This window comes from Sphingomonas sp. CFBP 8760, from assembly GCF_014841615.1.
Lineage (GTDB): Bacteria > Pseudomonadota > Alphaproteobacteria > Sphingomonadales > Sphingomonadaceae > Sphingomonas.
The window spans coordinates 100802-126093 of the sequence record NZ_JACYUG010000008.1; the positions used below are offsets into that span (position 1 = coordinate 100802).

Sequence of the window (25292 nt, forward strand, 5' to 3'; positions counted from 1 at the left end):
CGGATCGCACCGTCATGATAACGTCGGCGCGCGAAGATAGGACGGGACGGGCTTGGCGCAACGATTACCGGAAGATGATCGGCGCGAGCCGCGGCAGCCCGTGCTGCACCGCACCCGCGCGGCGCAGGTGAACGGCGCGGAACTGCCGGTGGTGGTCGTCAACATCTCGCCCCGCGGCTTCATGGCGCGCAGCGAGGCACCGCACGAGGCGGGCGATCTGCTGGCGATCCACATGCCGGTGATCGGCGCGCTGGAGGCGGAGGTCCGCTGGTCGCTGGGCGGGCGGATCGGTTGTCGGCTGTTGCGGCCGATCGACCCCACCGACTACATCCTGATGCTCCAGATCATGATGCGGGGCATGACGGCGCCGTCAGCCTGATCGCAACAGCGCGACGCCCGCGTCGCGTTCGAACAGGTACAACGCCACCCGTGCCGCCTGTCCGCGCGGCCCCGACAGGCCACCGTCCCGGTCGATCAACAGCCGCGCATCGTCGTGCGCGCATTGCAGCAGGTCCGGCAGCATCTCCGGCGTGGCGAGGCGGAAGCCCGCCTCCCCCGACTGGCGGGTGCCGAGCATCTCGCCGCCGCCGCGCAGGCGCAGATCCTCCTCCGCCAGCCGGAAGCCGTCGTTCGATTCGCGCATCAGGGCAAGGCGGGCGCGCGACGTCTCGCTGAGCGCATTGCCGCGCAGCAACAGGCAGATCGACCGACCGCCGCCGCGCCCGACCCGCCCGCGCAACTGATGAAGCTGGGCCAGGCCGAAGCGGTCGGCATGTTCGATCACGATCAGCGTGGCGTTGGGCACGTCGACCCCGACCTCGATCACCGTCGTCGCGACCAGCACGCCGGTGCGCGCCCCCGCGAACGCCTCCATCACCGCGTCCTTCTCCGCCGGCTTCATGCGGCCGTGGATCAGGCCGACCCGTTCGCCGAACCGCGCCGTGAGCGCCTCCGCCCGCGCTTCGGCGGCGGCGAGATCGGATTTCTCGCTCTCCTCGACCAGCGGGCAGACCCAGTACGCCTGCCCCCCTTCGGACAGATGCCGGCCGAGCGCGTTCACCACCTCGTCCAGCCGGTCCTCCGACAGGACGCGGGTTTCGATCGGTTCGCGGCCGGGCGGCATCTCGTCGAGGCGGCTGACGTCCATGTCGCCATATTGCGCCAGCGTCAGCGTGCGCGGGATCGGCGTCGCGGTCATCGCCAGCAGGTGCGGGCTGCGGCCCTTTTCCTGCAGCAGCATCCGCTGCGCGACGCCGAAACGGTGCTGTTCGTCGACCACCACCAGCGCGAGGTCGCGGTAGCGGACCGCCTCCTGAAAGATCGCGTGGGTGCCGACCAGCAGGTCGATCGATCCGTCGGCCAGCGCCATCAACGTCGCCTCGCGCGCGCGGCCCTTGTCGCGGCCGGTCAGCACGCCGATCTCGATCGGCAGGCCGGACAGGGTTCGGCGTAGCGAATCATAATGCTGGCGCGCGAGGATTTCGGTGGGGGCGAGCAACGCGCCCTGCGCCCCCGCCTCGATCGCGATCAGCAGCGCCATCGCGGCGACCAGCGTCTTGCCCGATCCGACATCGCCCTGCAGCAGGCGGAGCATGGGTGCCTCCTGCGCCAGATCGCCTGCGATCTCCGCGACGGTGCGGGTCTGCGCGCCGGTGGGGGTATAGGGCAGGCGCAGCAGGTCGCGCAGGCGGCCGTCGCCGGTGAGCGCGCGCCCCTTGCGCTTGCGGGTGTCGGCGCGGACCAAAGTCATCGCGAGTTGGCTGGCGAACACCTCGTCATAGGCGAGGCGTTCGCGTGCCTTCGCATCGGCGGGGTCGGCGTGGATGCGTTCCAGCGCGGCGCGCCAGTCGGGCCAGTCGCGCTTCGCCTTCAGCGTCGGCTCGATCCATTCGGGCAGATCGGGGGTACGGGCGATCGCCTGTTCGATGAACCCGGCGAGCCGGCGGGAGGTGACGCCTTCCGACAGCGGATAGATCGGCTCGCGTTCGCGCAAGGGGTCGCCGGGATCGGCGAGGTCGGGATGGACGATCTGGAGGTCCTGCCCATATTGGTCGAGCCGCCCCGACACGAGTTTGGTCTCGCCGATCGGCAGCAGCTTCTTCGCCCAGCCGGGATGGCCGCCGAAATAGACGAGGCTGACGATGTTGCCGTGCGCGTCCGCCGCCTGCACCCGGGTCGGCGTGCGGCCGTTGCCGTCGCGGATGCTCTGCGGCGTCAGGGGGATCGCGATGATGCGGCCGGCATCGGACGCCATCAGTTCGGTGCGCGGCACCCGGTCGACCCAGCCGGTCGGCAGATGGAAGGCGATGTCGATCACCCGGCGCAGCCCCAGCCGGTCGAGCGGGCGGGCGAGCGCAGGGCCGACGCCCTTGAGCGCGGTGATCTCGGCGAACAGCGGATTGAGGATATCGGGACGCATGACTACATGACCGCATACACCAGCCGACGGCCGCCGCCAGCGTCCGCCGGCCATATCCCGTTGGAGTTTGGCGCGATGGATCACGACATACGCCTGAAGCGCACCTATTTCCGCGCGTGGCACCGCGGCACGCGCGAGGCCGACCTGATGATCGGCGGATTCTTCGACGCGCACCATGCCAACTGGTCCGCCGCCGATCTCGACTGGTTCGAGGCGCTGCTGGAGGAACAGGACGTCGATATCATGGGCTGGGCGATCGGATCGATCCCCTGCCCGCCCGAATGGGACACGGCGATGATGCAGACGATGCGGTCGCTGGATTTCGTGCCGTTGCCGGAGTGATCTTCTCCCCGGCGAAGGCCGGGGTCCAGTTGGGTGAGGGTAGTAAGCACTTCACCGAAGCCATCCCAACTGGGCCCCGACCTCCGCCGGGGAAGCAAGCAAGTTGTGCGGTGAAACCCCGTCAGGACGAAGAAAGAACCCGATGCCCGATCTGAAATCGATCCTGACGGCCAAGGCGCCGCTGACGCTGGCGGGGGTGCCGACCGGGTTCCAGCCGTCGCTGCTGGCCGATCTGGCGCGGGCCGCCGGGCGAGTGGTGTTCGTCGCGCCCGACGATGCGGCGATGCGGGCGATAGCGTCGACCGCGCCGTTCTTCGCGCCGGAACTGGAGGTGGTGACGTTCCCGGCCTGGGACTGCCTGCCCTATGACCGCGCCTCGCCGACGCTGCGTGTGATGGCGGAGCGGGTGGCGGCGCTGTACCGGTTGCAGGGGAAGGCCAAGGGTCCGCAACTGGTGCTGACCACCGCCAATGCGGCGACGCAGCGGGTGCTGACGCCGTTCCGCATCCGGCAACTGGTCGCGACGCTGGCACCGGGCGAGCGGATCGGGCGCGACGATCTGGCGACATTGTTGCAGGCCAATGGCTATGTCCGGACCGAGACGGTCCACGATCACGGCGAATATGCGGTGCGCGGCGGGCTGGTCGACCTGTATCCGTCGGGCGAGGAACACGCGCTGCGGCTCGATTTCTTCGGTGACGAGATCGAGAGCGTGCGGACCTTCGACGCCGCCGACCAGCGGACGACGGGGCGGATCGACGGCTTTACGCTGCTGCCGGCGTCGGAGGCGCTGCTGGATGCCGAATCGATCAAGCGGTTCCGCACCCGCTATCGCGAGGCGTTCGGCGCGACCGCGACGGGCGATCCGCTGTACCAGGCGGTGTCGGACGGGCGGCGGCAGGCGGGCATGGAGCATTGGCTGCCGCTGTTCGAGGAAAAGCTGGCGACGCTGTTCGACCATATCGGTGAGGCGGTGGTGATCCGCGATGCCTCCGCCGCCGCCGCCGCGGAAGGCCGGTTCGAGGCGATCGCCGACTATTACGAGAACCGCAAGCGCGCCGAGGCCGCGCAGCCGGGCAGTTACCGGCCGCTGCCCGCCAAGGCGCTGTACCTCGACCTCGATGCCTGGACGGACGGGATCGCGGGGGCGACCGCGCATCTGACGACGCCGTTCCACGAACCAGAATCGAGCCGGGTGCTGGATTTCGGCGTCGACGGCCCGCGCGATTTCGGCGCGGAGCGGGCGGCGCAGAGCAATGTCTACGAAGCGGTCGTCGCGCATATCGAGAAGCTGCGTCGCGACGGGCGCAAGCCGATCCTCGCCAGCTATTCGGCGGGCGCGCGCGACCGGCTGGGCAGCCTGCTGAAAGACCACGGGCTGAAGGGCGGCAAGCACGCGGAGACCTGGCCGGAGGCGCTGGGCATCGCCGACACCACCAAGAGCTTCGGTGTCGGGCTGGTCGTGCTGCCGCTGGACCATGGCTTTACCGCGCCGGGCGTGGCGGTGCTGACCGAACAGGACATGCTGGGCGACCGGCTGATCCGGCGGAACAAGCGCAAGAAATCCGCCGATGCCTTCCTCGCCGAACTGGCGACGCTGTCCCCCGGCGATCTGGTGGTCCACAGCGACCACGGCATCGGCCGGTACGAGGGGCTGACCTCGATTCCCGTCGGCAAGAGCCCGCACGATTGCGTCGCGCTGTCCTATGCCGGTGGCGACAAGCTGTACGTGCCGGTCGAGAATCTGGAGGTGCTGACCCGCTACGGATCGGGTGAGGACGGCGCCGCGCTTGATCGTCTCGGCGGCGAGGCGTGGCAGCGGCGCAAGTCGCGGATGAAGGAACGCATCCGCGAGATCGCCGGCGAGCTGATCGCGGTGGCGGCGGAACGCGCGCTGCGCCCGGGCGAGGTCGCGGAACCCGATGCCAGCGGCTATCCGGCGTTCGTCGACCGCTTCCCCTACGATCCCACCGACGATCAGGACCGGGCGATCGACGACGTGCTGGGCGATCTGGCGGCGGGCAAGCCGATGGACCGGCTGATCGTCGGCGATGTCGGCTTCGGCAAGACCGAGGTGGCGTTGCGTGCCGCCTTCGTGGCGGCGATGGGCGGGATGCAGGTGGCGATCGTGTGTCCGACGACGCTGCTCGCCCGCCAGCATTACAACAATTTCTCCGCCCGGTTCGAGGGCTTCCCGATCAAGATCGGCCGGATCAGCCGGCTGGTCGGCACGGCGGAGACGAAAGCCACCAAGGAGGGCACCGCGTCGGGCGATCTGGACGTGGTGATCGGCACCCACGCCCTGCTGGCGAAGAATGTCGAGTTCAAGCGGCTCGGCCTGGTCATCGTCGACGAGGAACAGCGGTTCGGCGTGACCCACAAGGAACGGCTGAAGGCGCTGAAGGCGGACGTGCATATGCTGACGCTGACCGCGACGCCGATCCCGCGCACGTTGCAGATGGCGATGTCGGGCCTGCGCGAACTGTCCGTCATCCAGACGCCGCCGGTCGACCGGCTGGCGGTGCGCACCTATGTGATGCCGTGGGACCCGGTGGTGCTGCGCGAGGCGTTGCTGCGCGAACATTATCGCGGTGGACAGAGCTTCATGGTCACGCCGCGCGTCGCCGATCTGCCCGATATCGAGGAATTCCTGCGCAACGAGGTGCCGGAGATCCGCTACGTCATCGCGCATGGCCAGATGAGCGCGTCGGAGGTGGAGGAGCGGATGAGCGCCTTCTACGAGAAACGGTTCGAGGTGCTGGTGTCGACCACCATCATCGAGAGCGGGCTGGATATCCCGTCCGCCAACACGATGATCGTGAACCGCGCCGACCGGTTCGGGCTGGCGCAGCTGTACCAGTTGCGCGGGCGGGTCGGCCGGTCGAAGACGCGGGCCTATGCCTATATGGTGACGCCACCCGAACGGCAGATGACCGAGGCGGCGGACAAACGGCTGAAGGTGCTGAGCGATCTCGACACGCTGGGCGCGGGGTTCCAGCTGGCCAGCCACGATCTGGACATTCGCGGCGCGGGCAACCTGCTGGGCGACGAACAGTCGGGGCATATCAAGGAGGTCGGCTACGAACTCTACCAGTCGATGCTGGAAGAGGCGATCATGGACGCCAAGGCGGGCGGTTTCGCCACCCGGCCGCGCGATTTCTCGCCACAGATCACCGTCGACGCGCCGATCCTGATCCCGGAGGATTACGTCCCCGATCTCGACCTGCGGATGGGGCTGTACCGCCGCCTGAACGACGTGGCGGACGCGCGCGAGGTGGAGGCGTTCGCCGCCGAGATGATTGACCGGTTCGGCGCGCTGCCCGATGCGACCGAGAACCTGATCCGCGTCATCGAGATCAAGTTGAACGCCAAGAAGGCGTGCATCGCCAAGATGGATGTCGGCGCGAAGGGCGTGCTGGTGTCGTTCCACGACGACAAGCCGCCCAATGTCGGCGGGCTGATCGCCTATGTCGACCGGCTGGGCGGCGTCGCCAAGCTGCGGCCGGATTCGAAGCTGGTGCTGCAACGCGCCTGGCCCGATGCGAAGTCGCGGCTGCACGGCGCGCTGCAACTGTCGAAGGGGCTGGCGAAGGCGATGGCCTGACGGTCGGTCGCCACCCCGCCGTGGATCGGGCGATGGCGATCCCCGTCTTTTGATGATGATCCCGCGATCGACTCCCCGGTGGGGGTAGGATAGCATCGCCCCGTCAAGACCGGGGGGCGGCATGGCAACTATTTACGATAGAACGCGAACATCCGATCACCGATTCTTCGTGATCACGGCGTATATCATGGCCGGGATCATCGTTGCCGGTTTCGGCATGCAATGGCTGATGGGGCGATCGAGTTTTCGGTCACCGCCGATGCTGCATATCCATGCCGTCGTCTTCATGGGATGGACGATATTATATGTCGTCCAGAACCATCTGGTCGGGCGGGGATCGGTGGCGGTGCATCGGCGACTGGGCTGGATCGGGGCCGGCTGGGCCGTCGCGGTGGTGATACTGGGCCTGTACATGACCGCAATGATGGTTCGTCAGGGAAGGACGCCGTTCTTCTTCCAGCCCGGCTATTTCCTGGTCATGAACTGGTTGACCGTGCTGGGTTTCGGCGCATTGACGGCGGTGGCGATCCGGCTGCGGCGGCGGACCGACTGGCATCGCCGGTTGATGCTGTGCGGGATGGCGATCCTGACCGGGCCGGCATTCGGGCGGCTGCTGCCGATGCCGCTGCTGATCCCGTTCGCGGCATGGGGCGTGACCCTGTGCGTGATGCTGTTGCCGATCGCGGGCATGATCGCGGACATCAGGCGGTACGGCACGATCCACCGCGCATGGTGGTGGGGTGCAGGCACGATCGCGGCGTTGCAGCTCGCGATCGGCATCGTCGCGTTCAGCCCGTTCGGCCTGACCGTCTATCGCGCGGTGACGGCCGGCGCGGCGGGCGAGACGGTGGCGCCGCTGGCCTTTCCACCGTTTCCCGCGGCGCGGCCTCCCGGAACACCGCCCGGCCGGTGACCTATGCTCAACTGCTATGGTCGGTGACGATGCGCCAATGGCCGTCCCGCCGGGCGAAGACCAGGGTGGTATAGCCCGATTGCGTTTCCTTGCCCGTCAGCGTCCACCGCGCGATGAGGACGCGGTGGGTGGCATCGATCGGGCGTTTCACCAGCATCGCGAACGACAGCTTGCCGCGGGTGTTGCCGCCACCGGTGAAGCCGGGCGCATACCGCGCGGCGATCGCCGCCTTGCCGCGCACCACGCCCCTGGCGGTGACGTAGACCGCATCGTCGGCATAGACCGCCATGAAACGATCGAGGTCGCCGGCGTTCCACCCCGCCGCGCTGGCGGCCATCGCGGCGGCGATCGTCGTCGCCTCCGCCAGTTGCACCATCGCCGCGATCATCGTTCGTTCTCCACCATCGCGATCAGCGCCGCCTCGTCCAGCGCGCCGGCACGCAGGAACCCCTGATACGAGCCGCACCCCTCCGCCGTCAGCCGGGCGAGTTGCTCGGCCGTTTCCACCCCCTCGGCGATCACCGCCAGTCCCAGCCCACGGGCGATATCGATCACGCCGCGCACCACCACCCGGTCGCGCGGGTTGCCGACGATGTCGCGGGCCAGCGCCTTGTCGATCTTCAGATAATCGAGCGGCAACGCCTTCAGATAGGCGAGGCTGGAATAGCCCGTCCCGAAATCGTCGATCGCGACCCGGCACCCCGCCCCCCGCAGTTCGGCGAGGACGGTGGCGGCACAATCGAGTTCGAGGATCAGGCCGGTTTCCGTCACCTCGACGGTCAGCCGTCCGCGCGGAAAGCCGCTGGCATCGACCCGGTCGAGGAACAGGCGCGCGAAACCGGGCCGGGCGAGATCGGCGGCGGTGAGGTTCAACGACAGCCGCAGCGTCGCCAGCGATCGCGGCCAGCGTGCGGCACATCGCAAGGTCAGTTCCTGGATGTGATCGGACAGCGCGATGCCGAGATCGGCCCGGTCGGCGGCGGCGAACAGCGTGTCGGCCCCCAGCGAGCCGAGCCGGGGATGCTGCCACCGCGCCAGCGCCTCCACTCCGACGATGCGGCCGCTGGCGATCTCGACCTGTGGCTGGAACAGGATCGCGATGCCGTCGCCCGTCACCGCGTGGTGCAGATCGGCGGCGAGCGCATCCAGCGACCCGGCTTCCTCCGGCGCGGCCATCCGCACCGTCGCGCCGGCGCTGACCCGCGCCTGTGCCAAGGCGGCGTCGGCGCGGCGCAGCAGGGCATCGGCATCCTCCCCCGGTGCTTGGCCAGCGACGCCGATGCGGTGGCCGATCAGGATCGGCCCGCCCTCCACCGCGAAGGGCCGGGCGAGCGCCGCGCCGATCGCGCCGAGCCGGGTGATGGGCGGGCCGTCCAGCCCGATCAGGAAATGATCGCCCGCGATCCGCGCCACGACGGTGTCCGGGCCGGCGGCGTCGGCGATCCGTGCCTGCGCCAGCGCGATCACCGCATCCACCCGTTCACGTCCATGCGCGGCGTTGACGAGGTCGAGTCGCGACAGCGTGACGGCGACCAGCGCGCAGCTGCCGCCGGCGGCGATCCGGGCGTCGAGCCACGCGCGCAATCGCCGCCCCTCCTCGCCGTCGACCGCCGATGTTTCACGCCGGTCGACGGGGCCGGCAGCCCGCATGGTGGACAGCATCGTGGCGATCGCCGGTTCGCCATGGGGGCCGGCGAGGAAGCCGGCGGCGCCTGCCGCGACGAACGGCACGGCCGCCTCGGCGGTATCGGTCAGGACCAGCACCGCCCTGCCCGCGGCGGCGGCGACCCGAACCTCGCACAGCGCCGCCGGTTCGCGGCCACGGGCGTCGATGATGACGATGGCGCGGTGCTGATCGGGGCTGTCCATGTCCGCAGACCCTAGCGGTGCGTGGACGCACCCTCAATCCGTTACGCATCGGTCACGTCCTGTCGGTCACGCTCTTGCCGATCGACGATGCAGACCCTAGCTGGGGCGGTACGATGGCGACGGTCCTATCCCCTTCCGATACGCCCGCTTTCGACAGGCTGGTCGACGCGCACGGGCGGGCGATCCGGTATCTCCGCATCTCGGTGACCGATCGCTGCGACCTGCGCTGCCGGTACTGCATGGCGGAACAGATGACGTTCCTGCCGAAATCGGCGCTGCTGAGCCTGGAAGAGATCGCGATCATCGCCGAGCGATTCGTGGCGCGCGGCGTGACGAAGATCCGGCTGTCGGGCGGGGAACCGCTGGTGCGCCGCGATGTCGGCGAACTGGTCAGGCGGCTGGGCGATCTGGTCGGCCACGGGCTGGACGAACTGACGATGACCACCAACGGCACGCGGCTGGCCGATCATGCGCCCGCGCTGCTCGCCGCCGGGATGCGGCGGATCAACGTCAGCCTCGACAGCCTCGATGCCGACCGGTTCCGGCATATTACCCGCCACGGCGACGTCGCGCAGGTGATCGGCGGTATCCGGGCCGCGCGCGATGCCGGCCTGCGCATCAAGATCAACATGGTCGCGCTGAAAGGGCTGAACGAGGACGAGATCGGCCCCATGCTGCAATGGTGTGCCGACGAGGGGCTGGACCTGTCGCTGATCGAGACGATGCCGCTGGGCGCGATCGACGAGGACCGGGTCGATCGCTTCCTGCCGCTGACGCGGGTGTTCGACGATCTGTCGGCGCGTTTCCCGCTGGAGCGCGATTCGCATCGCACCGGCGGACCGGCGCGATACTGGCGGGTGGCGGGAACGGACACGCGGCTGGGGCTGATCTCGCCGCTGACCGCGAATTTCTGCGACGGGTGCAACCGGGTGCGGCTGACGACCGAGGGCAAATTGTACATGTGCCTGGGTCATGACGATCAGGTCGATCTGAAGGCGGCGCTGCGCGATGGCGGCATCGGCGCGCTGGACGCCGCGATCGACCGTGGCCTGCGCGAGAAGCCGTTGCGCCACGATTTCCGGATCGAGGCGGGATCGGCCCCGGCGGTGACCCGGCATATGAGCGTCACGGGCGGATGACCGTTTACCAGCGGTGGGCGCTGGCCGCCTCACCCACCGGCCCGGCGCAGGCCGCGGCCGCCGAACTGGCCGATGCCGCCGATTGGGTGCCGCTGGACGAGGCGGACGTGGTGATCGCCCTGGGCGGCGATGGTTTCATGCTGCACACGCTGCACCGGATGCTGGAACGGCGTATGGCCCCCGGCGCGGCGCCGGTGCCGGTGTTCGGCATGAATCTGGGTACGGTCGGCTTCCTGATGAACGAGTGGCGCCGGCACGGCCTGCAGGAACGGCTGGCCCGCGCGCGCCGGTTTCAGGTCACCCCGCTCCAGATGACCGCGACGGCGGTGGACGGTCGTATCTGCACCCTCCCCGCGATCAACGAGGTGTCGTTGCTGCGCGAGACGCGGCAGACCGCCAAGCTGGAGGTGCGGGTCAACGACCGGATCGTCCTGCCCGAACTGGCGTGCGACGGCATCCTGTGCGCGACACCGGCGGGATCGACCGCCTATAATCTGTCCGCGCAAGGGCCGATCCTGCCGCTCGGCTCCGGGATGCTGGCGCTGACCCCGATCAGTCCGTTCCGGCCGCGGCGCTGGCGCGGGGCGATCCTGCCCGACAAGACCCGCATCTCGCTGACGGTGCTGGACCCCGCCAAGCGCCCCGTCTCCGCGGTCGCGGACCAGCGCGAGATGCGTGACGTGGCGCAGGTCGATATCTCGATGGACCGTGCCCGCGACCTGACCCTGCTGTTCGATCCCGAACATGCGCTGGACGAGCGGATCACGATGGAACAGTTCATCGCCTGACCGCGTCAGCGCCGGGGGGCGTCGGTTCAGCGCTGGGTCTCCCGTTGCGCCTGCACGGATTCGACCGGCTTGTCGGTGCCGGCGACGTTCGTCACGAACAGGATCGCCAGCAGGATCGCACCGGCGAGCGCGCACGCCATCCCGATCACCAGCCCCCGGGCCGGCTTGTTGCCATTGTCATCGGCCATCGATCATTCTCCTGTTCATGCGTGGCCAACGCACGGACCCTGGCGATGGGGGCGTCGGCCACCATCGATATGGCGTGACGACATGCCGCGAATACGCGGCATTCCACCGGTAACATCATCATTATCCGCTTAAAACCGTCATCGATCGTCCCTACAGGACAGAAGCCGCATGATTGGCGCGCGGTGGTTCGAGTAGGTCGAGATGCCCCATCCAGTCCCGGTTCATCCCCGCATCGATGCCCATGACCTGCCGCATTCTCCTTTCGAGGAGTTCCGGCTGTGCGAGCGGGATACCCGCAATGTCGCGCAGGACGCCGATGAGCGGCTGGCCACTGCCCGGTTGCTGCTGCGGGCGACCTGGCCGGTTTCGACCGATACGTTCGTGACGGAGGACATGCCGCTGCTGCTGACGCGCGCCGGCCAGATCGATCCATCGCGCTGAACGGCGCGGTGTTAACGTAGACCGGGATGATCGTGGAAAGCAGGTGACGGGTACCGGTCTGCCATCATCATCCGCGTCATATCGGATGGTGGCTCCCTGAGTAGGATTCGAACCTACGGCCGCTCGATTAACAGTCGAGAGCTCTACCGCTGAGCTATCAGGGATCGTTGCCGGTGGCGGCTCTATAACCGGCGGAAAAGAGGATGCAACCCCCTATCCGATCATGGAGCGATCATCGCGGCGATGCATTGGGGGTAAATGCGACAGACGACCACCATGCTGACGATCGCCACCCCCGGCGCGGGGCTGCACGAGATCACCGACCGGATCGTCCGCTGGATCGCCGGGGCGGGGATCGACGAGGGGCTGCTGACGGTGTTCTGCCGGCACACCTCCGCTTCGCTGCTGGTCCAGGAGAATGCCGCCCCGGCCGCCCGACGCGACCTGGAACGCTATTTCGCGCGCATCGCGCCGGAGAGCGACGGTTACGAGCATGACGACGAGGGACCGGACGACATGCCCGCGCACCTGCGCAGCGCCCTGACGACGGTACAGTTGTCGATTCCCGTCATCCGTGGTGAGATGGCGTTGGGGACGTGGCAGGGCATCTATCTGTTCGAGCATCGCCACGCCCCGCATCGCCGGACGATGGCGTTGCATCTGATCGGCGAATGACCCAACCCGTCATTTTGCTGAACGGGAGCCAAGTCGTTCATCGCTCGTTCCACCATTGACGGTTATTGCGGGGCGTTTCGCCGCATCTGCCGCGAACGGAGACGCTGAAATGTTTCTTTCCTTCGGCCGCAAGGCCATCGTGGCGGCGTTGACCGCCAGCACCCTTTTCGTCGCGGGTTGCGCGACGGAAACCCGCTACCGCCCCGCCACCGGGCAGGGCTTCTACCGGTCCGGCTACAGCGACCGGCAGATCGAGCCGAATCGCTTCCTCATCAGCTTTGCCGGCAACAGCGTGACATCGCGCGATACCGTCGAACGGTATCTGTTCTTCCGGGCCGCCGAGCTGACGTTGCAGCAGGGATATGATTATTTCGTGATGGCCGATCGCGACACCAACCTGCAGTCGCGCACCTATTCCACGCCGGGGTTCGGTGGCGGATTTGGCGGCGGCTTCGGTTATGGCGGCTTCGGCGGCTATTGGGGGCCATCGTGGCGGTATCGCGGGGCTGGTTTCGGCTGGCGCAGCTGGGACCCGTGGGGCGGTGGCTTCGGCCCCTGGGGCGGCGGCTTCGACGTCCGCACCATCGACCGGTACGAGGCCGCAGCGGAGATCGTGATGCGCAAGGGACCGATCCCGCGCGAGAACATCCGCGCCTTCGATGCCCGCAAGGTCGTCGAATCGGTCGGTCCGTCCGTGCAGCTGCCGGACCAGCCCAACCGCCGCTGATCCTTCGCCGGAACGACATGGCCGGAGTCACCCCCGTGGTGGCTCCGGCTTTTCCGTGCCTACAACGTCTGGTCGAGCGCGGTTCGCGCCGGCCGGGGGCGCAGGGCCAGCAACGCGACGAGACTGAGCGCCGCCGCACCGCTGAGGTACAGGCCGACCGCCGCGAGGCCGTGTTCCATCGCCAGTCCCTGCGCCACCAGCGGCGTCAGCCCGCCGCCGATCACCCCCGCGACGTTGAAGGCGATCGACGCCCCGGTATAGCGGACCCGCGGCGGAAACAGGCCGGGCAGCCAGGCGCCGAGCGGCCCGTAGACGAACCCCATCGCGAACAACGTCAGCGACAGGAAGGCGAACGCCCCCGCCGCCGACCCGTTCATCAGCGGGGCGATCGTAAAGCCCACGAGGATCGTCGCGACGCATCCCCCCGCCAGCACCCGACGCTCGTCCCAGCGCCGATCGGCGAGCCACGCGGCACCATAGATGCCGACGGCCATGAACAGGATCGCCCCCAGCTGCATCAGCAGGAACTGCTGCATGGTGAAGCCCAGCGTCTTGGTTCCGTAGCCGAGCAGGAAGGCAGTGCCGACATAATAGGCGGCGAAGCACGCGATCGCGCCGACGATGCCGGCCAGCGTCGCACCGCCATGATGCCGGAACAACTCGAACAGCGGGACCGATGGCGGCGGCGATTCGGTGAGCGAGGCGGCGAATTCCGGAGTCTCGGTCAGTTTCAGGCGGATCCACAGGCCAAGCGCGACCAGCACCGCGCTGATCGCGAACGGCACCCGCCAGCCCCAGTCACGGAACTCGGCCGGCGACAGCCACATGCCCAGCAGCAGGAACAGCCCGTTGGCCAGGATGAAGCCGGCCGGCGCCCCCAGTTGCGGCGCGCTGCCATAGCGCGCGCGCCAGCCCGGGAGAGCGTGTTCGACCGCCAGCAGCGCCGCCCCGCCCCACTCCCCGCCCAGGCCGAAGCCCTGCCCGAACCGCAGCACGCACAGCGCCACCGGCGCGATCCAGCCGGCGCTGGCATAGGTCGGCAGGAAGGCGACGAGCGTGGTCGACACCCCCATCGTCAGCAACGAGGCGACCAGCGTCGATTTGCGGCCGATCCGGTCGCCGAAATGGCCGAACACGATGCTGCCCACCGGCCGCGCGAAGAACGCCACCGCCAGCGTCGCGAACGCCGCCAGTTGCTGCGTACCGGGCGAACCGACGGAAAAAAACAATTCCCCGAACACCAGCGCGGCGGCGGTGGCATAGACGTAGAAATCGTAGAATTCGATCGTCGTGCCGACGAAACTGGCGGTCAGCACGCGGGCATGGGACGGCGGATGATGGGTCATGCGCCCGTTTCACGCCCCCGCCCTGCCCGGTCAACCCGACGGGCCTGCCGTCATCGGATCAATCGACGCCCGGATAGGTCACGAATCGGGGCAATGCGTCGATATCGTCGAGCCAGCCGACCCGGTCCTTCACCATGATGTGCGCGCCGGGCGGATCGCCGGCCTGGTCGTCGAGCGTGCCCGACTGGATATCGACGATGCCGGGCAGATAGGTGGGGTTGCGATAGAACAACCCGGTTCCGCACCGCCCGCAGAAGTCACGCGTCGCAAGGGCGGACGAGGCATAGGATCGCGTATCCCCCGTCACCGTCAGCTGTTCCTCGCGAAACGCGATCCAGCCGACCATCGGCGCCCCCGACCAGCGGCGGCAATCGCTGCAATGACACAGGGCATGATGCGCCGCTTGCCCGGTCGCGACATAGCGCACGGCACCACAATGGCAGCCGCCGGTACGGATGGCGGCGGGATCGGGAATCGGATCGGTCATCGCGGCAACGTCTCTGCCGGCGGGAGTGGAGTCAATCGGGGCGGGTCCTGCCCCGATTGACCCCTGCGGCGATCAGCGATGATCGACGCTGGCGAGCTGCACGGTGCGACCGCCGACGATCGCGGCGATCTTGCGGGTGCCGTCCGCCATCATTTCGCGGTAGCAGCGCTGCGCATCGGCCAGTTCGTGCCAGCGGGCCTTGTCCTGGCCGCAGGCATGACGGGCGGCGGCGGCCAAGCGACGTTCCAGACTGGCCCGCCCGGCGGGAGTGGACAGGTTAAGGTCGGCGGTGGCGATCCGCGCGGTGACGGGCACGCGAGGTTGCGCGGCGGCCGCCACGGGCGACAACGCGCACATGGCGAGGACCGCCGCGGTCGCGACGTTCTGGATGATCTTCATGACTGGGCTCCTGCGGGGGGCGCCCCGGTATCCGGGTGCGCATCATCGCCCACGGAGACATGCCCCGGTCGATCCCGACCGCGACCCCCCGTTGGCTGCACGCCCTCTGCGCCGCTGTCGTTACGCCCGCGCGACGATCGCGTGTCAGGGCGATGACGGCGGAGGATGCTTGCCCCCGGCATCGCCGTTCCCTACCTGTTCGTCGGTGAACGATGCCACCACCCCGATGCAAGAGCCGCCCTATCTGCGCGGCCTGAACGAACCCCAGCGCCAGGCCGTGCTGACGACCGACGGCCCGGTCCTGATGCTGGCCGGTGCCGGCACCGGCAAGACCGCGGCCTTGACCGCGCGACTGGCCCACCTGCTGTACACGCGCAAGGCGTGGCCATCGGAGATACTGGCCGTCACCTTCACCAACCGTGCCGCGCGCGAGATGCGCGAGCGGGTCGGCCGGCTGGTGGGCGATGCGGTGGAGGGGATGCCGTGGCTGGGCACCTTCCATGCGATCGGCGCGAAGATGCTGCGCCGCCATGCCGAACTGGTCGGGCTGCAATCCAATTTCACCATCCTCGACACTGACGACCAGCTGCGCCTGCTCAAGCAGCTGATCCTCGCCGCCGATATCGATGAAAAGCGGTTTCCCGCCCGCAGCCTGGCCGGGCTGATCGACGAATGGAAGAACAAGGGGCTGATCCCCGGCGATGTCGATGCGGGCGAGAGCGAGCGTTACGCCAACGGGCGCGGCGGCGAGCTTTATGCGCAGTATCAGGCGCGGCTCCGGTCGGTGAACGCCTGCGATTTCGGCGACCTGCTGCTGCACATGCTGGTGATCCTGAAGACGCAGCGCGACGTGCTGGAACTTTACCAGCAGCGGTTTCGCTACATCATGGTCGACGAGTATCAGGACACCAACAGCGTCCAGTATCTCTGGCTGCGGCTGCTGGCGCAGGAACGCAAGAACATCGCCTGCGTGGGCGACGACGACCAGTCGATCTATTCGTGGCGCGGCGCGCAGGTGGAAAACATCCTGCGCTTCGAGAAGGATTTCCCCGGCGCCACGGTGATCCGGCTGGAACAGAATTACCGCTCCACGCCGCATATCCTGGGCGCGGCGGGCGGGGTGATCGCCAACAACAGCGGCCGGCTGGGCAAGACGCTGTGGACCGAACTGGACGTGGGCGAGAAGGTGCGCGTGCTGGGGGTGTGGGACGGCCCCGAGGAGGCCCGCCGCGTCGGCGAGGAGATCGAGGCGGCGAAGCGGCGCGGCACCGGGCTGGACGATGTCGCGATCCTCGTCCGCGCCTCGCACCAGACGCGCGAGTTCGAGGACCGGTTCATCGCGATCGGCATGCCGTACCGGATCGTCGGCGGCTTCCGCTTCTACGAACGCGCCGAAATCCGCGATGCGCTGGCCTATCTGCGCATCGTCAACCAGCCATCGGACGATCTGGCGTTCGAGCGGATCGTCAACGTGCCCAAGCGGGGTCTGGGTGACAAGGCGCTGGCGAAGATCCACCAGCTCGCCCGCGCCACGGGCACGCCGCTGACCACGGCGGCGGCGCGCATCCTCGACACCGACGAGCTGACCCCGCAGGCGCGGCGGTCGCTGGGCAATCTGGTCGGCGACATCGCCCGCTGGCGCGACCGGGCGAGCCAGCTTCCCCATGCCGAACTGGCGCGGCAGTTGCTGGACGAGAGCGGCTATACCGCGATGCTGCAGGCGGAAAAGTCGGTCGAGGCGGCGGGGCGGCTGGAGAACCTGACCGAACTGACCCGCGCGATGGAGGAATACGACTCGCTCGGCGCGTTCCTCGAACATGTCAGTCTGGTGATGGACAAAGAGGGCGCGGTGCAGGAGCCGCAGGTCACGATCATGACCATCCACGCCGCCAAGGGGCTGGAGTTCGACACGGTGTTCCTTGCCGGCTGGGAGGAAGGGCTGTTCCCGTCGCAGCGCGCGATCGACGAGGGCGGGACCAAGAGCCTGGAGGAGGAACGCCGCCTCGCCTATGTCGCGATCACGCGGGCGCGGCGGCGGGCGGTGATCCTGCACGCCGCCAATCGCCGCATCTATGGCCAGTGGACCTCGTCCATCCCCAGCCGCTTCGTCGGCGAACTGCCGGGCGACCATGTCGACAGCGAGACGACGATGTCCGGCGGCGAAAGCCTGTGGCGGGCGAACTGGTCCGAACATGCCGATCCGTTCGCGGACGTGGCGCGCGGCACCGGACGCGGCCCCGGCTGGCAACGGGCGGCGGGACAAACCGGCGCGTCGAGCTTCACCACCGCGCCCAAGCGGATCGTCGAAAGCCGGGCGAGCGCGGTCAGCATCGGCAACAAGGGCCGCGACGACCTGTCGCTCGGTCAGCGCGTGTTCCACCAGAAATTCGGCTACGGCGCGATCGCCGAGATCGAGGGCAACAAGCTGGAGATCGATTTCGAGAATGCCGGCCGCAAGCGGGTGATGGACAGCTTCGTCACGGTGGGGTGACACACATTCCGGATGCAGCGCCGATCAGGACCGGCCGGTGAAGCCGATCCCGATCGAATACGCGTCCTACGCCGCCACGACCCGCCTTTCGCGCCGCCGCATGGCACCGGCTACCATGCCAAAGCCGCCGATCATCAGCGCCCAGGTCGCCGGTTCGGGCACGACCGCTGCCTGGCTTAGCAAGACACCCGATGCGGAGGTGTAACTGACCCCATCGGGAAGGATGATCCCCAAGGTCGACGTATGGCTGTAATCTATCGCCGCGCCATAAGCGCGTACCGAGAGTCCATTGCGCACGGTCACATCGAACGGCGATCCGGCCCTGACCATCATATCGAATCCGTATGTGCCGCGACCGTAATAGGTCAAACCACCCCCTACGGGATTATCGATGCCAAAATAATCTACTGTCGATCCGCCATAGGTAAAGTTGGTTTGACTGGACGTTGCAGTCAGCATCGACTCCATAGTCGCGGTACCGCCTGGGTATAATGGTGTAAAAACACCCTGCACCGTCGTGCGGAAGCCAATTTTGAGATATTGTTCATTGAGGCTGGGGTCGAAGGCAAAGGTCAGCGTGTCGATCAAGCTGGCATTCGATCCCGATTGGCTGGTCGTACAGCAATATCCGCCGGTCGGTATGGCATAGTTCTCGGCATAGGCCTTGAGCTGGCCGGTAGCGAGGTTGGCGCTGGCGCTGTATGGCGACGCCACCGCAACATCGCACGGTCGTGACCCGATCGCCGTGCCATCGCCGCAATCGACCCGGACATTGCCGGCAAAAGTCCCGCTTATCGCGCTCGACGCAGCGCCATTGCCGGTATTGATGAATTCCTGAAAATCATTGGTGTAGCCGCCAGCATACTGAAAGCCGCCGATGAGTGTATAGGCCCTGCTATCCGCCCCGAAACTCTGTGCTTCAACCGTGCTGATCCCGGCTATCGCGGCAAATAGGCAACCTCCCACCCTGGCCAAAGACATTGGCCAATATATTCTGCCAAATACATTCCGCATAATGATTACCCCCATTAATCGAATGGTAATCGTTGCCATTCGCTGCCATCCTCATTGCGATCCAATGATGGGCGCGCATCACTCAATCGAATGATGCGGTGCAGCATGAAATCGCCTATCATGGTTTGGGACAGGTATGCCGGGGGGCATCGACGACGTGTGATTAGAACGCCTGATGGAACATGGGGCTTAATACCGGCGGTGCATGAGCGCATCGGCGACGGGAGTGAGGCGTTACGTCTCGTCAATATTCAACTGGGCGGCATGGGACTGCTTGGTGGCACGATCGGGCTGAACTCTGCGGCAGAGACCGTGATGATGGGGCCGGTCACCCATCCACGCGACGAAGCAGTCGTGATGCGAATGTGGGAGACTTATGTAGGCGGTGCGTTTCTGACGGACCCGACCCCCGGCCTGCTGAACCGCGCAATGGCAAGCGCTAATCACGGAACGTTGGGTTGCGACGACTTCGCATTGCCTCAAGCAGTCGAGCATCTGCGCTGGCATCGTGACAGCATGCGCACCCACTGGATCGTCGACTGGCGTGTCGAGGATCAAGCTGTCCACGGCTTCGCTTTACATCGGCCGCTGACCGAACGGTTCACCCAGGCCGACGCCACGACATTACGCATTCTGTGCGGTCACGTACTATTGGCAAAACGGCTGGAGACCGATCGCCCGGTTCAAGAAGCGGACGCCGTACACTATCCGATATTCCTGATCGACAGCCGGATGCGTGTGCATCACGTTAACGCCGAAGCGGAACGATTGTTGTTGGCAGACGACGGATTCAGGACGGCAGGAAAAAAGCTGTTCTGTAAGGACGTCGATGCCAGCACGAAGTTAAAAATGGCGGTGGCCGCTGCTGCTGCGCTCCATGAATCTCCAGAGCCACGGTTCGTCCTGGTGCCACGTCGTCTCGCCCACCGGCCCTATATCGCCGCGATCACCACCGTCCGCCTCGCCAACGCGGCGGGACAGCGAAGCTATGGCGCCCGAGTGCAGATAATTGATACCACGGCGCCACCAAAGCCATCCCTGGGCGAATCCTATCGGCTTCTGTTCAACCTGACCGTGGCAGAACGCCGCGTAGCGGAAGCGCTGATGACGGAAGGCGATGCACTGTCGGTGGTCGCCCTGCGATGCGGCATCAGTTATCACACGGTGCGTACGCATGTTGCGCGGTTACTGGCAAAGACGGGAACGAAGGGCATACCGGCGCTGGTGCGGCTGCTATCCCGGCTAGATTGATTATCGGTTAGCCCAATCGGCGTTCAGCAATCGTCTCGCTTCATCCGCTTAATGCAATATTCTGCATGATTCGCAGGCCGGAGGATATTGCCATGCTTTCCCGCTTGATCCCGCTCGGTCTGCTTGCCGCGACGATGGTGGCGGCCCCTGCCCTCGCCCAGACCGGCGCGCAGGAGCAGCGGTTCCGGACGGCGCAGGACCGGTTCGATCGCGAATACCAGCTCTACCGGCAGGAGGTGGACCGGTATCAGGCCGCCCGCACCGGCCCTGCTCGTTACGACGAGCGCGACGAGGATACCGGACCCTATCGTCAGGCCCCCGACCGCTACCGTGACGGTTACGACGACGAGGCGGCCTATGACCCCGCCCGCGATTATCGCGGGGGCACGCAGTATCGCGAACGGGTGCTGGCATCCGAAGACCGCGTCTATGCCGGCTATGATGGCCGTTATTACTGCAAGCGATCGGACGGGACGACCGGCCTGATCGTCGGTGGCGCGGCGGGCGGGGTGCTGGGCAACGTGATCGACGGCGGTCGCAGCCGCACCGTCGGGACGCTGCTGGGCGCGGCGGCGGGTGCGCTGGCGGGACGGGCCGTGGATCAGAACCAGCAGGTCCGCTGCCGCTAGGGAAACCGCGACTTGAATATCGGGTCTGCCGCATTGCCCATGTGGCAGACCAAATCCTGTTGATTTAGGGCGAGTGTGCGGCAATAGGATGGGGCAATATTAGAAGCAGGGGTATGGGACACCGATCCCGCCCACCCGTTCAGGAGACGATCATGACCGCCTCGCCGATCCGCACCGAGCGCCACGACGATATCCTCGTCATCATTTCCGACAATCCACCCGTCAACGCGCTGGGCGCGGCGGTGCGGCAGGGGATCGAGGCGGCGATCAAGGACGGTGTCGCCGACGCCTCGGTCGCGGCGATGGTGATCCGCTGCGACGGACGCACCTTCTTCGCCGGCGCCGACATCACCGAGTTCACCAAGCCGCCGGTATCGCCGCTGTTGCCCGAACTGGTCGACATGATCGAGGCATCGACCAAGCCCGTCGTGGCCGCGATCCATGGTACCGCGCTGGGCGGGGGCTGCGAGGTCACGCTGGGATGCCACTACCGGATCGCCGTCCCCTCCGCGAAGATCGGCACGCCCGAGGTGAAGCTGGGGCTGCTCCCCGGTGCGGGCGGCACGCAGCGGCTGCCCCGTGTCGCGGGCGTCCGCGTCGCGCTGGAACTGACCGCGAAGGGTGATCCCATTCCGGCGAAGAAGGCGCATGAGGCGGGGCTGATCGACCGGATTGCCGGCGAGGATAGTCTGGTGGCCGATGCTCTGGCGTTTGCTAACGAGATCAAGGATATCCGGCCGATTCCTCGCGCGTCGGAAAAGACGGTGACCGCCGATCCCGAGGCCGTGGCGGCCTTCAGGAAGGAAAACGCCCGCCGCTTTCGCGGGTTCGAGGCGCCCGCCGCCAACATCGCGTGCATCGAGAAGGCCGCGTCCGGCGCGACCTTTGCGGACGGCATCGCGTTCGAGCGGCAGCAATTCATGCGGCTGATGATGGGTGTTCAGTCCGCCGCGCAGCGCCACATCTTCTTCGCCGAGCGGCAGGCATCGAAGATCGACGACGTGCCCGCCGATACCGCGTTGCGCCCGATCAGGCGCGTGGGCGTGATCGGTGCCGGCACGATGGGCGGCGGCATCGCGATGAATTTCCTGACGGCGGGGATCCCGGTCACGATCGTCGAGATGCAGGCCGAGGCACTGGAACGCGGCACCGGCACCATCCGCAAGAATTACGAGGCGACCGCCGCCAAGGGGCGGATGAAGCCCGAACAGGTCGACGCCGCGATGGCCGCGCTGACCCCGACGCTGACCTTCGACGATCTGGCCGAATGCGACCTGATCATCGAGGCGGTGTATGAGGAGATGTCGGTGAAGAAGGATATCTTCACCCGGCTCGACGCCATCGCCAAGCCCGGCGCGATCCTGGCGTCCAACACCTCCTATCTCGATATCGACGAGATCGCGGCGGTCACCTCGCGGCCGCAGGACGTGGTGGGGATGCACTTCTTCTCCCCCGCCAACGTCATGAAACTGCTGGAAGTGGTGCGCGGGGCCAAGACCGCGGGCGACGTGCTGGCGACGGTGATGGATGTCGCGAAGAAAATCCGCAAGGTCGCGGTGGTGGCGGGCGTCACCTATGGCTTCATCGGCAACCGGATGCTGATGCCCCGGCAGGTGGAGGCGACCAAGCTGCTGCTGGAGGGCGCGACGCCCGAACAGATCGACCGCGTCCATGTCGGGTTCGGGATGCCGATGGGGCCATTCCAGATGGCCGACCTGGCGGGCGTCGACATCGGCTGGCATCGCGACCCGAGCCGGATCGAGAATATCCGCGATGCGCTGGCGGCCGAAAACCGCTGGGGCCAGAAGACCAAGGCGGGCTTCTACGACTATGACGAGAAGCGGACGCCGTCGAACAGCGCGCGCGTCGCCGAGATCATCGACCAGTTCCGGGCCAAGGAAGGCGTGACCCCGCGCGAGATCGGCGATGATGAGATCGTCGCGCGCACGCTCTATACGATGGTCAACGAAGGCGCCCTGATCCTGGAGGAAGGGAAGGCGCAGCGTGCCTCCGATATCGATGTCGTGTGGATCTACGGCTATGGCTGGCCGGTCTATCGCGGCGGCCCGATGTTCTGGGCGCAGACCGAAGGACTGAAGAAGGTGGTCGCCGGGCTGGAGCAATATGGCTTCCCGGTTGCCAGGTCGTTGAAGGAAGCGGCCGCAACCGGCGGGCAGATCAAGTGACCGCTGCGGCGGCCGTCGACGATCCGGACCGTTTCCGACAGGATACGCGCGCCTGGCTGGCGGCGAACTGCCCGCCCGAGATGCGCTGCCCGGTCCGGACCGAGGACGATGTCTGCTGGGGCGGGCGGCGGTTCGTGCCGTCGTCTCCGGCACAGCGCGACTGGCTGGACCGGATGGGACAGCGCGGCTGGACCGTCCCGGACTGGCCGACCGCCTATGGCGGCGGCGGGCTGTCACCGGCCGAGACGAAGATCCTGCGCGAGGAGATGGCGGCGATCGGCGCGCGGTCGCCGCTCAACAGCTTCGGCATCTCGATGTTGGGGCCGGCGCTGCTGAAATACGGCACCGAGGCGCAGAAGCAGGAGCATCTGCCGAAGATCGCGCGCGGTGAAATCCGCTGGTGCCAGGGCTATTCGGAACCCAATGCCGGCTCCGATCTGGCCAGCCTGGCCACCAGCGCGCGGGACGGCGGCGATCATTACATCGTCGACGGGCAGAAGGTGTGGACCAGCTATGCCGACAAGGCGGACTGGATATTCTGCCTCGTCCGGACGTCGAAGGAGTCCAAGCAGGGCGGGATCAGCTTCGTGCTGTTCGACATGGCCTCCGAAGGCGTGTCGACGCGGCCGATCCTTCTCATCAGCGGTTACTCCCCGTTCTGCGAGACGTTCTTCGACGGGGTGAAGGTTCCCAAGGCGAACCGCATCCATGACGAGAACCGGGGCTGGGAGGTCGCCAAATATCTGCTGGGTCATGAGCGGGAGATGATTTCCGGCATGGGCCTGCGAGATACCGGGCGTAACCCATTGATAGATAGCGCAATCGCTACGATCGGCGTGGATGGTTCCGGACGGCTGGCCGACCCGTTGCTGCGCGCCGCGATCGCCCGGTTCGAGGTGCGGGCTCGCGCCTTTGCGGCGATGTCCGAACGCTTCATCGACGAACTGAAGGCGGGACAGGCGCACCCCGCCCAGCCATCGATGATGAAATATTACGGCACCGAGCTGAACAAGGAGCGTCAGGAACTGGCGATGGCGGCGGGCGGGTCGGATGCGCTGGAATGGGACAGCGCGGCGTCCGATACCGGTGCCGCGGCGCGGCGCTGGCTGCGCAGCAAGGCGAACTCGATCGAGGGCGGCACGTCGGAAATCCAGCTCAACATCATTGCCAAACATATCCTGCAACTGCCCGGCGCATAACGATAAACGTCCCAAGAGGACGGGGGAGAGACAATGCCGCTCTATCTGACCGACGAGCAGGTCATGCTGCGCGACGCCGCACGCGACTTCGTCACGGATACCGCCCCGGTTTCCCATCGGCGGGCGTTGCGCGATGCTGACGATACGACGGGGTTCAGCCGCGACCTGTGGCGCCGCTTCGCCGAGATGGGCTTCACCGGTATCCTGATCGGGGCGGACCATGGCGGGCTGGGGCTTGGCCATGTCGAGGCGGGGATCGTGCTGGAGGAGATCGGCCGCAACCTGTCCCCCTCCCCGTTCCTGACCACGGCGGTCGCGGCGGTGACCGCGCTGACGGACAGCGCGCAGGGAGACCGCTGGTTTCCCGGAATCGTCGCCGGCGAGACGGTGGCGGCGATCGCGATCGACGAGACGGCCAAGCATCGCGACCGGATCGCGATGGCGGCGGTGCGGTCGGGCAACGGCTTCCGGCTGTCGGGCGAAAAGTACTTCGTGGTGCATGGCCATGTCGCCGACCTGCTGATCGTGGCGGCGCGCACCGCCGGGGGGCCGGACGATCGCGACGGGGTGACGCTGTTCGCGGTGTCGGCGGACGCCGAGGGGCTGTCGGCGACGGCCGAGCGGCTGGCCGATGGCGGACTGGCGGCACGGCTGCGGTTCGACGGCGTGACGGTGGATGCCGATGCGGTGATCGGTTCGGTCGATGGCGGCCGCGACCTTCTGAACCGGATATTGCGGGCCGGCCGGACGGGATCGGCGGCCGAGCTGATCGGCGTCGGCGATGGCGCCGCGACGATGACGCTGGGTTATCTGAAGGACCGCAAGCAGTTCGGCGTACCGATCGGCAGCTATCAGGCGCTGCAACACCGCGCCGCGCACCTCTATGCCGAGATGGAGGTCGCGCGGGCGGCGGTACTGCATGCCCAGCATTCGCTCGACGCCGGATCGGCGGAGGCCGACGAGGCGGTGTCGGTGGCCAAGGCGATGGCGACGATGGCGACCACCCTGTCGGTGAACGAGGCGATCCAGATGCATGGCGGGATCGGCATGACCGACGATTACGACATCGGCTTCTTCATGAAGCGCGCGCGCGCGCTGGCGGAATGGTGGGGCGACGCCAATTTCCATGCCGATCGGCTGGCGGTGACGGCCGGCTATTGAGCGGGGGCCGACGGCCCTTTAGG

Annotated in this window: 23 protein-coding genes and 1 tRNA gene; 15 read left to right on the top strand and 9 right to left on the bottom strand. The window is 67.2% G+C overall.

Annotated elements, in window-relative coordinates; translation table 11 throughout:
• Nucleotides 1-52 precede the first annotated feature (52 nt).
• The gene (locus tag IFT82_RS11830) at nucleotides 53-379 is read left to right on the top strand and encodes a PilZ domain-containing protein (protein ID WP_192126939.1); all 327 of its coding nucleotides are present in this window, start codon (nucleotides 53-55) and stop codon (nucleotides 377-379) included.
• Here the strand turns inward: IFT82_RS11830 and recG are convergent.
• Nucleotides 371-2419, bottom strand: coding sequence for an ATP-dependent DNA helicase RecG (recG, locus tag IFT82_RS11835; RefSeq protein ID WP_192126940.1), 2049 nt, complete (start codon nucleotides 2417-2419; stop codon nucleotides 371-373). The two genes, IFT82_RS11830 and recG, sit on opposite strands and share 9 nt — an antisense overlap.
• Nucleotides 2420-2494: 75 nt before the next feature.
• On the opposite strand from recG, the gene IFT82_RS11840 reads away from it, so the two are divergent.
• From IFT82_RS11840 to IFT82_RS11850, 3 genes are all read left to right on the top strand, one after another.
• Nucleotides 2495-2761, top strand: a complete 267-nt coding sequence (locus IFT82_RS11840; RefSeq protein WP_192127059.1) for an FAD assembly factor SdhE — start codon at nucleotides 2495-2497, stop codon at nucleotides 2759-2761.
• Nucleotides 2762-2903: 142 nt separating this feature from the next.
• The gene (gene mfd, locus IFT82_RS11845; protein ID WP_192126941.1) at nucleotides 2904-6365 is read left to right on the top strand and encodes a transcription-repair coupling factor; all 3462 of its coding nucleotides are present in this window, start codon (nucleotides 2904-2906) and stop codon (nucleotides 6363-6365) included.
• A gap of 187 nt (nucleotides 6366-6552) precedes the next feature.
• Entirely contained in the window at nucleotides 6553-7278 is a 726-nt protein-coding gene (locus IFT82_RS11850) for a hypothetical protein (RefSeq protein WP_244646708.1), read from the top strand.
• 7 nt (nucleotides 7279-7285) lie between these two features.
• On the opposite strand, the gene IFT82_RS11855 is transcribed toward IFT82_RS11850, so the two are convergent.
• Nucleotides 7286-7666 (bottom strand): YybH family protein, encoded by a 381-nt coding sequence (locus IFT82_RS11855; protein ID WP_192126943.1) that lies wholly within the window; start codon nucleotides 7664-7666, stop codon nucleotides 7286-7288.
• The gene (locus tag IFT82_RS11860) at nucleotides 7663-9147 is read right to left on the bottom strand and encodes a GGDEF domain-containing phosphodiesterase (RefSeq protein ID WP_192126944.1); all 1485 of its coding nucleotides are present in this window, start codon (nucleotides 9145-9147) and stop codon (nucleotides 7663-7665) included. Before IFT82_RS11860 ends, IFT82_RS11855 begins: the two co-directional genes overlap by 4 nt.
• A gap of 113 nt (nucleotides 9148-9260) precedes the next feature.
• On the opposite strand from IFT82_RS11860, the gene moaA reads away from it, so the two are divergent.
• Together moaA and IFT82_RS11870 are read left to right on the top strand one after the other, a co-directional pair.
• Nucleotides 9261-10286, top strand: a complete 1026-nt coding sequence (moaA, locus tag IFT82_RS11865; RefSeq protein ID WP_192126945.1) for a GTP 3',8-cyclase MoaA — start codon at nucleotides 9261-9263, stop codon at nucleotides 10284-10286.
• Complete coding sequence (locus tag IFT82_RS11870) at nucleotides 10283-11074, top strand: NAD kinase (protein WP_192126947.1); 792 nt, start codon at nucleotides 10283-10285, stop codon at nucleotides 11072-11074. Before moaA ends, IFT82_RS11870 begins: the two co-directional genes overlap by 4 nt.
• Before the next feature lie 26 nt (nucleotides 11075-11100).
• Here IFT82_RS11870 and IFT82_RS11875 read toward each other — a convergent pair whose 3' ends face one another.
• Nucleotides 11101-11262 carry a hypothetical protein gene (locus IFT82_RS11875; RefSeq protein ID WP_192126949.1) on the bottom strand — a complete coding sequence of 54 codons (162 nt, stop codon included), beginning with the start codon at nucleotides 11260-11262 and terminating at the stop codon, nucleotides 11101-11103.
• A gap of 202 nt (nucleotides 11263-11464) precedes the next feature.
• Here IFT82_RS11875 and IFT82_RS11880 point away from each other — a divergent pair, with 202 nt between their 5' ends.
• Nucleotides 11465-11704, top strand: a complete 240-nt coding sequence (locus tag IFT82_RS11880) for a hypothetical protein (protein WP_192126951.1) — start codon at nucleotides 11465-11467, stop codon at nucleotides 11702-11704.
• An 89-nt stretch (nucleotides 11705-11793) separates the two neighbouring features.
• On the opposite strand, the gene IFT82_RS11885 is transcribed toward IFT82_RS11880, so the two are convergent.
• A tRNA-Asn gene (locus IFT82_RS11885) sits at nucleotides 11794-11868 on the bottom strand.
• A gap of 94 nt (nucleotides 11869-11962) precedes the next feature.
• Between IFT82_RS11885 and IFT82_RS11890 the strand changes: the two genes are divergently transcribed.
• Together IFT82_RS11890 and IFT82_RS11895 are read left to right on the top strand one after the other, a co-directional pair.
• On the top strand, nucleotides 11963-12379 hold the full coding sequence (locus IFT82_RS11890) for a secondary thiamine-phosphate synthase enzyme YjbQ (protein WP_192126953.1): 417 nt from the start codon (nucleotides 11963-11965) through the stop codon (nucleotides 12377-12379).
• A gap of 109 nt (nucleotides 12380-12488) precedes the next feature.
• The gene (locus IFT82_RS11895) at nucleotides 12489-13106 is read left to right on the top strand and encodes a CC0125/CC1285 family lipoprotein (RefSeq protein WP_192126955.1); all 618 of its coding nucleotides are present in this window, start codon (nucleotides 12489-12491) and stop codon (nucleotides 13104-13106) included.
• Between the two features lie 59 nt (nucleotides 13107-13165).
• On the opposite strand, the gene IFT82_RS11900 is transcribed toward IFT82_RS11895, so the two are convergent.
• The 3 genes from IFT82_RS11900 to IFT82_RS11910 form a co-directional block, all read right to left on the bottom strand.
• A complete protein-coding gene (locus tag IFT82_RS11900; protein WP_192126958.1) occupies nucleotides 13166-14452 on the bottom strand; it encodes an MFS transporter in 1287 nt (428 codons plus the stop codon).
• 58 nt (nucleotides 14453-14510) lie between these two features.
• Entirely contained in the window at nucleotides 14511-14939 is a 429-nt protein-coding gene (locus IFT82_RS11905) for a GFA family protein (RefSeq protein ID WP_199860464.1), read from the bottom strand.
• A gap of 72 nt (nucleotides 14940-15011) precedes the next feature.
• Nucleotides 15012-15338 (bottom strand): UrcA family protein, encoded by a 327-nt coding sequence (locus tag IFT82_RS11910; protein ID WP_192126960.1) that lies wholly within the window; start codon nucleotides 15336-15338, stop codon nucleotides 15012-15014.
• A gap of 226 nt (nucleotides 15339-15564) precedes the next feature.
• Here IFT82_RS11910 and IFT82_RS11915 point away from each other — a divergent pair, with 226 nt between their 5' ends.
• On the top strand, nucleotides 15565-17829 hold the full coding sequence (locus tag IFT82_RS11915) for an ATP-dependent helicase (protein WP_192127063.1): 2265 nt from the start codon (nucleotides 15565-15567) through the stop codon (nucleotides 17827-17829).
• A 66-nt stretch (nucleotides 17830-17895) separates the two neighbouring features.
• Here IFT82_RS11915 and IFT82_RS20930 read toward each other — a convergent pair whose 3' ends face one another.
• Nucleotides 17896-18882, bottom strand: a complete 987-nt coding sequence (locus IFT82_RS20930) for a PEPxxWA-CTERM sorting domain-containing protein (RefSeq protein WP_244646709.1) — start codon at nucleotides 18880-18882, stop codon at nucleotides 17896-17898.
• Nucleotides 18883-19044: 162 nt separating this feature from the next.
• Here IFT82_RS20930 and IFT82_RS11925 point away from each other — a divergent pair, with 162 nt between their 5' ends.
• The 5 genes from IFT82_RS11925 to IFT82_RS11945 all read left to right on the top strand — a co-directional run bounded on the left by IFT82_RS11925 (nucleotide 19045) and on the right by IFT82_RS11945 (nucleotide 25269).
• Nucleotides 19045-20094 carry a helix-turn-helix transcriptional regulator gene (locus IFT82_RS11925; protein WP_192126962.1) on the top strand — a complete coding sequence of 350 codons (1050 nt, stop codon included), beginning with the start codon at nucleotides 19045-19047 and terminating at the stop codon, nucleotides 20092-20094.
• A gap of 92 nt (nucleotides 20095-20186) precedes the next feature.
• Entirely contained in the window at nucleotides 20187-20723 is a 537-nt protein-coding gene (locus IFT82_RS11930) for a glycine zipper 2TM domain-containing protein (RefSeq protein WP_192126964.1), read from the top strand.
• Between the two features lie 152 nt (nucleotides 20724-20875).
• Nucleotides 20876-22909: a 3-hydroxyacyl-CoA dehydrogenase NAD-binding domain-containing protein gene (locus tag IFT82_RS11935; protein WP_192126966.1), complete on the top strand. Its 2034-nt coding sequence runs from the start codon at nucleotides 20876-20878 to the stop codon at nucleotides 22907-22909.
• Complete coding sequence (locus tag IFT82_RS11940; RefSeq protein ID WP_192126968.1) at nucleotides 22906-24108, top strand: acyl-CoA dehydrogenase family protein; 1203 nt, start codon at nucleotides 22906-22908, stop codon at nucleotides 24106-24108. The genes IFT82_RS11935 and IFT82_RS11940 overlap by 4 nt, the downstream gene beginning before the upstream one ends.
• Nucleotides 24109-24141: 33 nt before the next feature.
• Nucleotides 24142-25269, top strand: coding sequence for an acyl-CoA dehydrogenase family protein (locus IFT82_RS11945; protein WP_192126971.1), 1128 nt, complete (start codon nucleotides 24142-24144; stop codon nucleotides 25267-25269).
• Nucleotides 25270-25292: the final 23 nt, after the last annotated feature.